General features: G+C 68.4%; 14 protein-coding genes. 6 read left to right on the top strand and 8 right to left on the bottom strand.

The genetic code is table 11. From position 1 onward, the window contains the following. Genes B043_RS0108935 through B043_RS0108960 form a run of 6 tightly spaced genes read right to left on the bottom strand, consistent with a single transcriptional unit; the run spans position 1 to position 4,499 of the window. Positions 1-315 (bottom strand): V-type ATP synthase subunit F, encoded by a 315-nt coding sequence (locus B043_RS0108935; RefSeq protein WP_187288205.1) that lies wholly within the window; start codon positions 313-315, stop codon positions 1-3. Positions 316-317: 2 nt separating this feature from the next. Then, positions 318-1,289, bottom strand: coding sequence for a V-type ATPase subunit (locus B043_RS0108940; RefSeq protein WP_018461744.1), 972 nt, complete (start codon positions 1,287-1,289; stop codon positions 318-320). 4 nt (positions 1,290-1,293) lie between these two features. Next, positions 1,294-1,860, bottom strand: coding sequence for a V-type ATP synthase subunit E (locus tag B043_RS0108945; protein WP_018461745.1), 567 nt, complete (start codon positions 1,858-1,860; stop codon positions 1,294-1,296). Between the two features lie 58 nt (positions 1,861-1,918). Beyond that, positions 1,919-2,218 (bottom strand): ATP synthase subunit C, encoded by a 300-nt coding sequence (locus B043_RS0108950; protein WP_016329069.1) that lies wholly within the window; start codon positions 2,216-2,218, stop codon positions 1,919-1,921. A gap of 11 nt (positions 2,219-2,229) precedes the next feature. After that, entirely contained in the window at positions 2,230-4,188 is a 1,959-nt protein-coding gene (locus tag B043_RS0108955; protein WP_018461746.1) for a V-type ATP synthase subunit I, read from the bottom strand. After that, on the bottom strand, positions 4,185-4,499 hold the full coding sequence (locus B043_RS0108960) for a V-type ATPase subunit subunit G family protein (protein ID WP_016329067.1): 315 nt from the start codon (positions 4,497-4,499) through the stop codon (positions 4,185-4,187). Before B043_RS0108960 ends, B043_RS0108955 begins: the two co-directional genes overlap by 4 nt. Positions 4,500-4,611: 112 nt before the next feature. On the opposite strand from B043_RS0108960, the gene B043_RS0108965 reads away from it, so the two are divergent. The 6 genes from B043_RS0108965 to B043_RS0108990 are packed head-to-tail and all read left to right on the top strand — an operon-like array spanning position 4,612 to position 9,698. Beyond that, complete coding sequence (locus B043_RS0108965; protein WP_018461747.1) at positions 4,612-5,754, top strand: 23S rRNA (cytosine(1962)-C(5))-methyltransferase; 1,143 nt, start codon at positions 4,612-4,614, stop codon at positions 5,752-5,754. 25 nt (positions 5,755-5,779) lie between these two features. Beyond that, on the top strand, positions 5,780-6,001 hold the full coding sequence (locus B043_RS0108970) for a DUF3248 domain-containing protein (RefSeq protein WP_016329065.1): 222 nt from the start codon (positions 5,780-5,782) through the stop codon (positions 5,999-6,001). Next, positions 5,989-6,330, top strand: coding sequence for a DUF3809 family protein (locus tag B043_RS0108975; RefSeq protein WP_038037012.1), 342 nt, complete (start codon positions 5,989-5,991; stop codon positions 6,328-6,330). The genes B043_RS0108970 and B043_RS0108975 overlap by 13 nt, the downstream gene beginning before the upstream one ends. Before the next feature lie 21 nt (positions 6,331-6,351). Next, entirely contained in the window at positions 6,352-7,026 is a 675-nt protein-coding gene (locus B043_RS0108980; RefSeq protein ID WP_018461749.1) for a metal-dependent hydrolase, read from the top strand. Next, the gene (locus tag B043_RS0108985) at positions 7,019-7,786 is read left to right on the top strand and encodes a serine/threonine-protein kinase (RefSeq protein WP_018461750.1); all 768 of its coding nucleotides are present in this window, start codon (positions 7,019-7,021) and stop codon (positions 7,784-7,786) included. The genes B043_RS0108980 and B043_RS0108985 overlap by 8 nt, the downstream gene beginning before the upstream one ends. A gap of 10 nt (positions 7,787-7,796) precedes the next feature. After that, a complete protein-coding gene (locus tag B043_RS0108990; protein ID WP_018461751.1) occupies positions 7,797-9,698 on the top strand; it encodes an AMP-binding protein in 1,902 nt (633 codons plus the stop codon). Here B043_RS0108990 and murJ read toward each other — a convergent pair. After that, the gene (murJ, locus tag B043_RS0108995) at positions 9,666-11,123 is read right to left on the bottom strand and encodes a murein biosynthesis integral membrane protein MurJ (protein ID WP_018461752.1); all 1,458 of its coding nucleotides are present in this window, start codon (positions 11,121-11,123) and stop codon (positions 9,666-9,668) included. The genes B043_RS0108990 and murJ overlap by 33 nt on opposite strands. After that, complete coding sequence (locus tag B043_RS0109000; protein ID WP_018461753.1) at positions 11,113-12,168, bottom strand: PDDEXK family nuclease; 1,056 nt, start codon at positions 12,166-12,168, stop codon at positions 11,113-11,115. Before B043_RS0109000 ends, murJ begins: the two co-directional genes overlap by 11 nt. Between the last annotated feature and the right edge of the window lie 5 nt (positions 12,169-12,173).

Consider the following 12,173-nt stretch of genomic DNA (forward strand, 5'->3'; position numbering starts at 1 on the left):
CTAAAGCTTGATGTCAAAGCCGATGGTCTCGCGCACCAAGGCGCGCATGTAGGCCTCCACGTCGGGGTTCTGGAAGGCCTCCTTTAGCCCCGCGATGGACAGGAGGACGGGCAGGTCCCGCCCCCGCATGAGCTTCTCCACCGCCTTCTCCGGATCGGGGAGGAGGCTTCCGTCCACGGCCACCAGGGCGTAGTCCTTGCTCTGGACGAGCTCGGAAAGCCGGGCCTTGGCCTCCTCGGGGGTGGAGGCCCCATAGGCCTCGAGGCCCGCCAAAAGGAACCCCTGGGCGGTCTCGGGATGGGCGATCACCGCGATCTTCACGAGCAGGTCACCTCCTCCTCCACCTGGGCCCGGGGAAGGCCATAGTAGGCCTTACGGGCGATGAGCCTCAGGCGCTGGCCCTCCCACTCCCGCTCCTTCACGTAGGCCAGGGCCAGCCCCGCCCCCAAGGGGTCGTTCAGGCCCTTCCTGGCCTCCTTGAGGAGGACGCACCGCAGGCGGCGGGCCGCCTCCTTGAGGTCCCGCACCCCCGCCAGGGGGGCAAGGGGGGTGCCGGAAAGCTCGTCCAGCACGGCGTAGTCCCCCTCCAGGAGGCGGGCGAAGGCCACCCGGTCCAAAAAGCGCCCGCCCCGGATGAAGACCTCCTCCGGAGGGAGGCTTTCCCCCTGGAACTTGAAGGCGTTCAGGATGTTCTCCGCGTCCACCTCCAGGGCCAGGTAGTCCCTAAGGGCGGGCTGGTCCAGGCCCTTGGCCCCCTTGGAGAGCTCCTCGTAGAAGCGCTTGGCGAGCAGGGCCTCGAGGCGGGCCGGGTCCTGGGTCTCCCGCAGGGCCTGCCTCAGGGCCCGGGCCAGGGGGTGGCCGGGCACGGCCAAGAGCTGGGCCAGGCTGGCCGCGTCCTGGGCCTCGTAGAGAAGGGGCCAGAGGCCCTCCTTGAGGGTCCCGGGCAGGAGGGCCACCTCCTCCAAGGGGCGGCCCGTGGCCTTGGCCCGGAGGACGGCGAGAAGGTTGGTGAGGTCGTTTCTCAGGAGGAGGAGGCGCACCGCCTCCCGGGCCTCCCCCGTGACCAGCCGGAAGAGGTCCCCCACCAGCCGGGCCTGGGTCCTTTCCACCGCCCGGTCCACGTCCCCTAGGGCCTGGCCCGCCAGGTCCTGGCCGTAGGGGGTTTCGGAAAGGAGGCGGAGGAAGTCAGGGAAGGGCAGGTCCAGGGCCTCCTGGAAGAAGCTCTCCTTGAGGAGGCCCGCCCGCCGGGCCCGGACGCGCGCGTTGAGGTAAGCGAAATCGTCCGCCATGGCCTTAGCCCCAAAGGACCTGGGCCACCTTGGCCGAAAGGGCATCCCAGGCCCGCGCAAGACGGGAGAGGACCGAGTTCTCCACCTGGGTCTTCCCCCCCCGGCCCACGGCCCGCACCCCCAGGCGCAGGGCGGGGTCGGGGCGGAGCTCCAGGCCCCGGGCCCTGGCCAAGTCCTCGAGGTGGGGCAGGTCCTCCGGGTGGGCCAAGAGGGCCTCGGGCTCGGGCAGGGCGGATAGGGCCTCTTCCGCAAGCTTCCTCAGGATCTCGGGCCAGCGGGGGTCTTGGGGCAGGGCGGAGAGGGCCTCCTCCACCTGGGCCCGCACCCCGTCCAGCACCTCCCCCCTGGCCTGGGCCCGGGCGGTGGAAAGGAGGAGCTCCCCGGCGCTTTCCGCCCGCTTGAGGGCGGCTTGGAAAGCGGCCTTCACCGCCTTTTCCTTGGCGGAAACCAGGGCCTCGGCCTTGGCCCGGGCCTCGGCCAGGAGGCCTTCCGCCTCCTTCCTCGCCCCCTCCAGGATGGCGCGGATCTCCGCCTCCACCTCTTGGCTCAGGATGGCTTCCAGCTTAGACATTCACCCTCCTTTGGGGAAAAGGGCCCCACCCCAAGGAGGGCAGGGCCCGGAAAGGGGCTTAGAGCTTGCCGTTCAGGATGAAGGCGATGAGCAGGCCGAAGATCACCAGGGTCTCGGGCAGGAGGAGGAAGATGAGGGCGGTACCGAAGTTGCCCCGGTCCTCCGCGATGGCCCCCACGCCCGCGGCCCCGATGCGGGCCTGGGCCACACCCGTGCCCAGGGCGGCCAGGCCCACCGCCAGACCCATGCCCACGGCGATGAGGCCCCGGTCCAGACCCCCGGAGGCCGCCGCCTCCTCCGCCGCAAAGGCCAACGCGCCGAACACCGCCAGGAAAAGAACCGCCAGTAGCTTCTTCATCGTTTCCCTCCCTACTGCGTCTCGCGGACGCTTTTGAACGGCCGGTATGGCCTGCCGTTCTCCTCGTAGAAGCCAAACTTGGTGAAGAACTCCACCCAGATCAAACGGATGGGCTGGAGCATGTGCCCCAGGGTGGTGAGGAGGAGGATGAGGAGGTGGAGCACCCCCGCCACCGCGAGGCCCAAAAGGACCCCCACCAGGCCCAGGCTCGAGGCCAGGGCGAAGCCCACGTCCGTGAGGAGCCCCGCCAGGATGCCCCCCGCGGCCCCCACGGCGTAGATACGGATGTGGGACAGGATGTGCCCCGCCTGGGTGAAGATCTCCGGGATCATGAGCCAGATGCGGCTCATGAGGACGGAAAGCAAGAACACGCCAAAGCCCAGGTACATGAGGAGGCTGAGCCAGCCCGCCTGGAGGTTCCCCAGGTAGGAGGCCGCCAGGGCCAGGATGCCGGTAAGCCCCCCCAGGTACCCCACCCCCTCCCAGAAGTGGGCCATGTGGTGGTGCTTGAGGCCCAGGTAGGCCCGGAGGAGGAGGCCGTAGAAGACCATGACCACCCCAAAGGCCACGGAGAGGAGGATGAGAAGGTTGGCCGTCTCGGCGGTGTTGATGCGGTGGATGAGGATGGGGATGAGGCCCGGATGCTCGGGGGTGCCGAAGACCCCCAGGTGCTCCAGGAAGGTCCCGAAGAACTCCCCGTAGACAAAGCCCCACACCACCGTCCAGAAGACCATCCAGTTCAGGATGTAGACCAGCTTGCGGATGACCTCGGGCTTGAGCTTGAGGGCGAAGAGGTCTATGACCAGGGGCTCGTTCCGCCGGGCATAGCCGGAAAGCCAGCGCCCGAGGAGGAGGAAGAGCAGGGCGTAGCCGATGTCCCCCACGATCATCCCGAACCAGAAGGGGAAGAAGAGGGGGACCACCGGGGTGGGGTCCAGGGTGCCGTACTTGGGGGTGTTGAGGAAGGAGACCAGAAGCTCAAAGGGCTTGACCCAAGGGGGGTTGTCCAGGGCCACGGGGATGCGGTCCGCCTCGTGGTGCTCGTCCACGGGCTCAAAGGCGTAGACCACCTCCTCCTTGTGGCGGGCCAAGGCCTCCTCCACCTGGGGCTTGGCCTTCACGGGCACGTACCCCAGTAGGGCAAACCCGTACCGCCCCGAGGCCAGCTCCTCCAGGGCCTTGAGCCGGGCCACCTCGTCCTTGGCCCGGGTCCAGAGGGCGCGCAGGGTGGAGAGGCTTTCCCCGGCCAGCTTATACAGGGCCTGGCGCACCTCGGAAAGCTCCTTGGGGGCCTTCTCCGAGCGTTCCTTGAGGAGGCGGGCCGCCTCGGAAAGGGGAAGCTCCCCAAAGCGCCCGGGAAGCCTAAGCTCCGCAAGGCCAGCCCGGGAAAGGGCGGCCTTGGCCGCCTCCAGGTCCTTGCGGTGGACCACGAGAAGGGCCGCGAGGCCCTTGCCGTAGGGCTCCTGGGCGAGGAGGTAGCGGTCCTCCAGGGCCTTCTTCAGGGCCTCCTCCACCAGGGGAAGCTCCTTCTCCGTGAGGAGGAAGGGGAGGACCCGGAGGAAGGGGCTTTTGTCCAGGCCCTGGGCCATGGCGGAAAGCTTCTCCAGGGCCTCCAAATAGGTGGCGGCCAGGGCGATCTCCTCCTCCAGCTCCTGCTTTTGGCGGGTGAGGCCTTCCGCGTGGGCCTGGATGGGCTTCAGGGCCTTTTCCGCCTCGGGAAGGCCCTCAGGGAAAGGCCTGGCGGGCTCGGGCTCCTGGCCCAGGAGGGCCAGGGTGTGCTCGGCCCCCGCGGCCACCCCCTCCCAGCGCCGAAGCTCCTCCCTTTCCTCGGGGGAAAGCCGGTACTCGGAGAGGGCCTCCGTCCTTAGGGTTTCCAGGTGGACCACCCCCGCCTGCTGGAGGCTTTGGAGAAGAGCCCTGGACCTGGACTTGGGCCCGGCCAGGACCAGCTTCTCCATGGGGGCGATCACGGAAGGACCTCCCGTAGGACGAGCTCCACCGCGGCCTTGAGCTTGGCCTCCGCGGCCTCCTTCACCTTCCTAGCCTCTTCCTCCGCCCGCTGGCGGTAGGCCGAAAGAAGGGCCTCCACCTCCTTGGCCTCCTTCGCCCGGTGCTCCTCCTCCAAGGCCTTGGCCTTGGCCTCCGCCTCCTGGAGGAGGGCTTTGGCCTCCTCTTGGGCGCGCTTTACGAGGGCTTCCGCCTCCTTCTTCGCGGCCTCGAGGCGGGCCAGGAGCTCCTGCTCCTTCTCCGCTAGGCTTTTGATAAGTCCCAGGCCTGCCATCGCCCCTCCCTTGTGAAAAGATGCGCAAAACGCGCTCGCCGGCTATGTTACCGGCTCTTCCGGGGCCTGTCAATGTGCCATCCATCAAGCCCCGACTAAGTATACTTGGCCGATGAGGATTTCCGTCAACGAACGGGGCGCAGAAAGGCTCCTAGGCCGCCACCTCTGGGTCTTCCGCCGGGACGTGGTCTCGGGCCCCGAGGAGCCCGGGCTTTTCCCGGTGTACTTCGGACGGCGCTTCCTGGCCCTCGCCCTTTACAACCCCCAAAGCGACCTCACGGTGCGGGCCTACCGCTTTCAGGAAGGGGAGCCTGAGGAGGCCCTCCTGGAAAACCTGAAGCGGGCCCTAAGGCGGAGGGAAAAGGCCCTGGAGGAGGAGCCCGAGGGGGGCTTCCGGCTGGCCCACGCGGAAGGGGACTTCCTGCCCGGACTGGTAGTGGACAGCTACGCGGGCCACCTGGTCCTCCAGGCCACGGCCTACGCCTGGGAGGGGCTCCTTCCCCGGGTGGTGGAGGTCCTAAAGCCCTACGCCAAAAGCCTCCTAGCCAAGAACGACGCCCCCACCAGGACCCTGGAGGGGCTTCCCCTCTACGTCCGGCCCCTCCTGGGGGAGGTGCCCCCAAGGGTGGAGGTGAAGGAGGGGGGGATCCGCTACCTCGTGGACCTTCTGGAAGGGCAGAAGACCGGGGCCTTCCTAGACCAGCGGGACAACCGGATCCTTATGGAAAGGTTCCGGGGGGAAAGGGCCCTGGACGTCTTCAGCTACATGGGGGGGTTCGCCCTGCACCTGGCCCTGGGCTTCAAGGAGGTCCTGGCGGTGGACAGCTCCAAGGCCGCCCTCGAGCGGGCGGAGGAGAACGCCAGGCTGAACGGGTTCTCCTTAAAGACCCTGGAGGCCAACGCCTTTGACCTCTTAAGGGCCTTGGAAAAGGCGGGGGAGCGGTTTGACCTCATCGTCCTAGACCCCCCGGCCTTCGCCAAGGGCAAGAAGGACCTGGAGCGGGCCTATCGGGCCTACAAGGAGGTGAACCTAAGGGCCATGCGCCTCCTAAAAGAGGGGGGCATCCTGGCCACGGCCAGCTGCAGCCACCACCTCACCGAGCCCCTCTTCTACGAGATGCTGAAGGAGGCCGCTCAGGACGCCCGCCGGGCCTTCCGCATCCTGGAAAAGCGGGGCCAGGGGTGGGACCACCCGGTCCTCCTCAACCACCCGGAAACCCACTACCTGAAGTTTGCCCTGCTCCAGATGGCCTAGGAGGGGATGGGGGTAGACTGGAGGCATGGAAGGGCAGGGGCTCCTGGAAGACCATCTGGAGAAGCTGGGGCAGCACCTGGTCTGGCGCATCGGCAAGGCGGAGGAGGAGGACGTGGTGGTGGTGCGGGTGGGCCTGGCCTCCGCCACCCCCCGGTTCCGGGAACTGCCCCGCCTCCTGAACGTGCCGGACGCGGAGATGGCCCGCCTGGTGAGGGAAGGGAAGGTGCGGGTGGAATGGGTGGAGTGAGGATCCCCTTCCCCCCCAAGGGGCTCCCCCTTTCCCTAAGGCTGGAGGGGGACCGCCTCCAGGGGGAGGTCCAGGCCAGGGTTCCGGTCTTCGGGGAGGTGCGCCTCCCCTTCGCCGCCCGCCTCGAGGGGCTTCTCCTTAAGCCCCTCCCCCTCCCGCCCCCCGCCCTGGAGGTGGAGGGGCGGCTTGGGGACGGGGTGCTGGACCTCTCCTTCCGGCTCCACCTGGGGGAGAAGTGGGGGGACCGGGCCCTGGCCCATATCCTGGAGGCCCTGCTCCTTCGTCACCTGGAGGACGCCCTTTCCCCGGAGGCCAAAACGCTGGTATAGTGGCCCCTAAAGGAGGCGCGTATGGTGGAAGTCCGCTATCTGGGCCACTCGGCGGTGCTCCTTTCGGACGGGAAGACGCGGCTCATCATAGACCCCTTCCTCACCGGAAACCCCATGGCCGCGGCGGGGGTGGGGGAGGTGGAGGCCGACCTCATCCTGGTCACCCACGCCCACGGGGACCACTTCGGGGACAGCGTGGCCCTCTCCAAAAAGGGCGGGGTGGTGGTCTCCACCTTTGAGATCGCCACCTACGCGGAAAAGCACGGGGCGAGGAGCGTCCCCATGAACCTCGGGGGCACCTACCGCTTTGAGGGGGGATGGCTTAAGTGGGTCCCCGCCTGGCACTCCTCGAGCTTCCCCGACGGCACCTACGGGGGGATGCCCATGGGGGTGGTGGTGGAGCTTTCGGGCAAGCGCATCTACCACGCGGGGGACACCGCCCTCTTCTCCGACATGGCCCTCATCGGGGAACTGGGCCTGGACCTGGCCCTCCTCCCCATCGGGGACCACTTCACCATGGGCCCTGAGGACGCCCTAAAGGCCCTGGAGCTCCTCAAGCCCAAGAAGGTGGTTCCCATCCACTACAACACCTTCCCCCCCATCCGCCAAGACGGGGAGGCCTTCGCCAAAAGGGCCACGGAAAGGGGCGTGGAAGGGCATGCCCTGAAGCCCGGGGAGGTCCTAAGGCTTGACTAGCCCCACCCGGAAGGACTTCCGCCTGGAGATGCTCCTAGGCCTCGGGCAGACGGCCCAGGTCCACCTGGCCCGGGGGCCTAGGGGGGAGCGGGTGGCCCTCAAGATCCCCAAAAAGGAGGTGCGGGAAAACCCCCGCCTTTCGGAGCGCTTCGCCCGGGAGGTGAACTTCACCCTTTCCCTCCAGCACCCCCACCTGGTGCGGGGGCTGTGGGGGGTGCCCTTCGGGGAGGAGGCCTTTTTGGCCCTGGAGTACCTGGAAGGGGGCACGCTGGAAGAACGGCTCCTCCGAGGCCCCCTCCCTAGGGAGGAGGCCAAGAAGGCCCTCCTTCAGGTGGGGGAGGCCCTCCTCTTCCTCCACGAAAAGGGGTTTTTGCACCAGGACGTGAAGCCCGCCAACGTCTTCGTGGGCCAGGGGGTGTACAAGCTGGGGGACCTGGGCACGCTAAGGGCCAGGGAGGACCGGAGCCTGGAGTACGCAGGAAGCCCCTTCTACCTGGCCCCGGAGCTCCTCTTGGGAGGCCTTCCCAGCGAGAAGAGCGAGGCCTACAGCTTCGGGGTCATGGCCTACGAGCTCCTCACGGGAAGGCGGCCCTTCCGGGGGGAGAGCGCAGAGGAGGTGGCCCGGGCCCACCTCCTCCTCCCCCCACCCCCCACCCCCCTTCCCCCCAGGCTGGACCGGGCCCTAAGGCGGCTTCTCGCCAAGCGGCCCGAGGACCGAGGGAGCATCCGGGACTTCCTGGAAGTCCTGGCCAAAACGTAAGGAGACCCCTATGGAAGGCATCTGGTACCCCCGCGAGGCGGAGGCCACCCGGCTTTACCGCCTGATGCAGGCCCTGGGCTTTTCGGACTATGGGGCCTTCCACCGCTACAGCGTGGAGGAGCCCGAAGGGTTTTACCGGGCTCTCCTGGACCACCTGGCCCTCCCGTGGCGGAGGCCCTATGAAAGGGCCATAGAGGGGGGCTTCCCCTTCCCCCGCTTCTTCACAGGGGGGGCCTTGAACCTCACGGACTGGGCCCTCCGCCACCCGGAAGGGGCCCTGGCCCTGGTCCACGAGACGGAGGACGGGGCGGTGCGAAGCCTCACCTACGGGGAGCTGAAGGAAGAGGTGGCGAGGCGGGCCGGGGAGCTTAGGGCCTTCGGGGTGGAGCGGGGGGACCGGGTGGGGCTTTGGCTCCCCCTGAGCCTCGAGGCCGCCCTCTACCTCCTGGCCACGGCCCACCTGGGGGCCATCGCCATCCCCATCTTCTCGGGCTACGGGGCGGAGGCCGCCGCAGTGCGGCTTAAGGACGCGGAGGCCAAGCTCCTCATCGTCCAGGACGGCTTCCTCCGCCGGGGGCGGAGGGTGGAACTCCTCGGCGAGGCCCGGAAGGCCCGGGCCCTTGCGGGCACGGAAAAGCTCCTCGTGGTGCAGAGGCTTGGCCTCCCCCTGGAGGAGGGAGAGGCCCCGGCGGGAAGCCAGGGGGAGGAGGTTTCCGGAAAGACCCTGGAGAGCATGGACCCCTTCATGCTCATCTACACCTCCGGCACCACCGGCCGCCCCAAGGGCACCGTGCACTACCACGCGGGCTTTCCCCTGAAGGCCGCCTTGGACCTGGCCCTCCTCTTTGACCTCCGCCCGGGGGACCGGCTCTTCTGGTTCACCGACCTGGGCTGGATGATGGGCCCCTGGGCCATCCTGGGGGGGCTTGCCTTGGGGGCCACGGTGATCCTCTACGACGGGGCCCCCGACCACCCGGGGCCCGGGCGGCTCTGGCAGCTGGTGGAGGCCCACCGGGCCACCCACCTGGGCCTCTCCCCCACCCTGGTGCGGGCCCTCATCCCCTTTGGGGAAGAGCCCGTCAAGGCCCACGACCTCTCCTCCTTAAGGGTCCTGGGCTCCACGGGGGAGCCCTGGAACCTCGAGCCCTACCTCTGGTTCTTCCGGGTGGTGGGGGAAGAGCGCCGCCCCATCGTGAACTACTCCGGGGGCACGGAGGTCTCCGGGGGCATCCTGGGGAACGTCCTCCTCCGCCCCATCAAGCCCATGGGCTTCAACGCCCCCGCCCCCGGCATCGAGGCCGCGGTCTTGGACGAGGGGGGAAGGCCCATCCGAAACCAGGTGGGGGAGCTCGCCGTCCTAAAGCCCTGGCCGGGGATGACCAAGGGCTTCTGGCGGGACGAGGAGCGCTACCTGAAAACCTACTTCGGCAAGATCCCCGGGGTCTGGGTCCACGGGGACTTCGCCCTTTTGGACGAGGAAGGGCACTTCTTCATCCTGGGCCGCTCCGACGACACCTTGAAGGTGGCGGGCAAGCGGGTAGGCCCCGCGGAGGTGGAGACCGCGGCCATGACCCACCCCGCCCTCCGGGAGTGCGCCGCCATCGGGGTGCCCCACCCGGTGAAGGGGGAGGCCATCCTCCTTTTCGCCGTCTTAAAGCCCGGCTTCCAGGCGAGCCCGGCCCTGGCGGAGGAGGTGGCGGAGGAGGTGGCGAAGGCCCTCGGGAAGCCCCTAAGGCCCGAAAGGGTCCTCTTCGTCCCCGACCTCCCCAAAACCCGGAACGCCAAGGTCATGCGCCGGGTGGTGCGGGCGGCCTACCTGGGCCAGGACCCGGGGGACCTCTCCGCCCTGGAAAACCCCGAGGCGGTGGAGGCCATCCGCCTAGCGGCCCAATCGGGGGAGGGGAAGCCTTAGGAGAAGGGCCCCGGCCCCAAAGAGGAGCCCCCCAAGCCCCCCGCCCAGGAGGAGGGGGAGGAGGGTGGCCCCTGGGGTAAGGGCGGGCACGACCCCTTGGAGAAGGAGGCCGGGAACGGCGGCGAGGAGGCTTAGGAGGAAAAGGCGCGGGAGAAGCCCCCCCACCCCAAGCCCCCCCACCCCCTCCCGGCGGAGGAGGAAGAGGTAGAGGAAAAGCCCCAGGTACCCGGCCAGGGCGGTGGAGAGGTTGAGGAGGAAAAGCCCCGCGTCCTTGAGGAGCCAGTAGCCCAGGGTGTTGCTGAGGAAGACGAGGGCGCTGGCCGCGACCGCCTCCCGCACCCGCCCCAGGGCGTAAAGCCCCCGGAGAAGGAGGGTGTTCAGGCCCCAGGGGAGGAGGGCGAAGCCCAAGGCGGTGAGGACCTCGGCGCTGTAGCGGCGGTTTTCCGGGCTTAGGGGCCCGAAGAGGCCAAAGAGGAGGACCACCCCATAAGGGGCAAGGCCCACGGTGAGGCCGGAGAGCAGCCCCAAAAGGAGGCCCACCCGCGCCAAAGGGCCCCTTAGGAAGCGGGCGAGCTCCGCCCCCCGGAGGGTGCTCATGCGGGGGAAGAGGGCGATGGCGGGGGAGGTGGCGAAGAGGCCCAGGAACATCTGGAAGACCACCTCCGCGTTGTAGAAGCCGGTGACCGCGGCCTGGGGGTAGCGGGTGAGGATGTGGGTGAGGACCAGGTTCAAAAACTGGCGCAAGGAGGTGGTGAAGGCGAAGGGCCCGATGCGGAGGAGGGCCTCACCCAAGGCGGGGTGCCAGCGCCACTCGGGGAAGAAGCTCCGGAGGAAGGGAAGCTGGACCAGGGCCTGGAAAAGCCCCCCTAAGGCCACGGAAAGCCCTAGGGCCGTGGGGTCCCCCGGGAAAAGGGCCATGAGCAGGATGGCCGCCAGGTTGAAGGCGATGGGGCCCAGGGCGTAGGGCAAAAAGCGCTCCTCCGCCTGCAACAAGGCGGAAAAGAGGGCGGCCAGGGAGATGCCGAGGAGGAAGGGCAGGAGGAGGCGGACCAGGCGCACCGTTTCCTGGAAAAGGCCGGGCTCGCGGAGGTGGCTCTCCTGGGCCACCAGGAGGTCCACCAGGAAGGGCGCAAGGAGGTAGCCCAGCCCCAGCACGAAGAGGTTCACCCCCAAGAGGAAGGCATAGAAGCGGCGGGCGAAGGCCCGGGCCTCCTCCGGGGGGAGGCCTTTAAGGAGGGGGATGAGGGCGTTTTGCACCGCCCCTTCCGCAAGGAGCTCCCTTAAGAGGTTCGGCACCCGGTAGGCCACGTTGAAGGCGTCCTTAAGGGCATCGGGGTAGAGGGCATTGAAGACCGCCTGGCGCACCAGGCCCAGCACCCTCGAGGCCAGGGTGCCCCCCATGACCAGGAGGACCTTACGGAGCATCCTTCTCCAGAACCTCCTGGAAGGCCTCGAGGAAGTTCGCCTGGTTCACCACCGTGAGGCCGTGGAGGGCGGAGAGCTCCTTGGCCCGGGTCTTTTCCATGCCCAGGAGGACCAAAAAGCTCTCCCGCCCGGAGAGGCCCAGGGTCTTCTTGAGGGCGGCGTACTTGGCGATGTGGGCCTGGAACTCCCCCGTCTTGGCCTCAAACCAGAAGAACCGCTCCCCCACCCGCACCAACACGTCCAGCTCCATGGCCTCGCCCCCCGGGAGGGTCACCTGGTAGCCCACGGCCACCTCGTGGGGCAGGTTCTTGGAGCGGAGGAACTTCTTGAGCTTTTCCGCCACGTAGCGCTCCAGCCAGCCCCCGGTGAGGAAGTTCTGCACCCAGCCTTCGGTGCTGGCCTTGGCCCGGATGCGCCGCTCCTCGCTCTTGTAGTGGTAGCTGGTGAGGAGGGCGTACTGCTTGAGGAGGGTGCAGAACTGGGTGGAGTTGGCGATCTCCTCCTGGGAGGCCTCCGCCAGGGAAAGCTCAAACTGGCGCTTGGTGGAAAGGCTTTGCTTCAGGCGCTCGTAGAGCTTTTCCAGGCTGGGGTAGCGGTCCCCCAGGAAGAGGGCCAGGCGGGTGAGGACCTTTTCCTTTTCCTCCTCCTGGGCTTCCGGACGGCGCACCACCTGGATGCCCAGGCCCGAAAGCCACTCCTCCAGACTCCCGGGGCCCTTTTTGGGCTTTTCGGGGGGCCTTTTCTCCTCCAGAAAAGGCTCCCTAAGGAGGCGCCACATCTCCTGGGCCAGGGCGAAGAAGCGGGTCCTTACGGGGTCCTCGGGGGCCTCGAGGCCGGGGGGAACCACCCCCTGGCGCAAGGCCTCCAGGAGGTGGGCCTCCAAGGCCTCCTGCAAGGCGGCGCGGGCCGCCTCCAGGTGCTCGGCCTCCACCTTGAGGCCCAGCTCGGGGATCTCGCCCACGTAGCGGCCCGGACCCAGAAGGTCGTAGCGGGCCCGGGCTAGGGTGGCGGAGAGGTACCGGGTGAGAACGCCCACGGGCTCCATGCTAC

The organism is Thermus oshimai DSM 12092, assembly GCF_000373145.1.
In the GTDB taxonomy this organism is placed as follows: domain Bacteria; phylum Deinococcota; class Deinococci; order Deinococcales; family Thermaceae; genus Thermus; species Thermus oshimai.

Excerpts from the sequence above, each read along its gene's own strand:
- B043_RS0108945 (WP_018461745.1), bottom strand. The coding sequence starts at position 1,860 with ATGTCTAAGCTGGAAGCCATCCTGAGCCAAGAGGTGGAGGCGGAGATC.
- B043_RS0109000 (WP_018461753.1), bottom strand. The coding sequence starts at position 12,168 with ATGGAGCCCGTGGGCGTTCTCACCCGGTACCTCTCCGCCACCCTAGCC.
- B043_RS0108950 (WP_016329069.1), bottom strand. The coding sequence starts at position 2,218 with ATGAAGAAGCTACTGGCGGTTCTTTTCCTGGCGGTGTTCGGCGCGTTG.
- B043_RS0108970 (WP_016329065.1), top strand. The coding sequence starts at position 5,780 with ATGGAAGGGCAGGGGCTCCTGGAAGACCATCTGGAGAAGCTGGGGCAG.
- B043_RS0108975 (WP_038037012.1), top strand. The coding sequence starts at position 5,989 with ATGGGTGGAGTGAGGATCCCCTTCCCCCCCAAGGGGCTCCCCCTTTCC.
- B043_RS0108940 (WP_018461744.1), bottom strand. The coding sequence starts at position 1,289 with ATGGCGGACGATTTCGCTTACCTCAACGCGCGCGTCCGGGCCCGGCGG.
- B043_RS0108960 (WP_016329067.1), bottom strand. The coding sequence starts at position 4,499 with ATGGCAGGCCTGGGACTTATCAAAAGCCTAGCGGAGAAGGAGCAGGAG.
- B043_RS0108990 (WP_018461751.1), top strand. The coding sequence starts at position 7,797 with ATGGAAGGCATCTGGTACCCCCGCGAGGCGGAGGCCACCCGGCTTTAC.
- B043_RS0108980 (WP_018461749.1), top strand. The coding sequence starts at position 6,352 with ATGGTGGAAGTCCGCTATCTGGGCCACTCGGCGGTGCTCCTTTCGGAC.
- B043_RS0108965 (WP_018461747.1), top strand. The coding sequence starts at position 4,612 with ATGAGGATTTCCGTCAACGAACGGGGCGCAGAAAGGCTCCTAGGCCGC.
- murJ (WP_018461752.1), bottom strand. The coding sequence starts at position 11,123 with ATGCTCCGTAAGGTCCTCCTGGTCATGGGGGGCACCCTGGCCTCGAGG.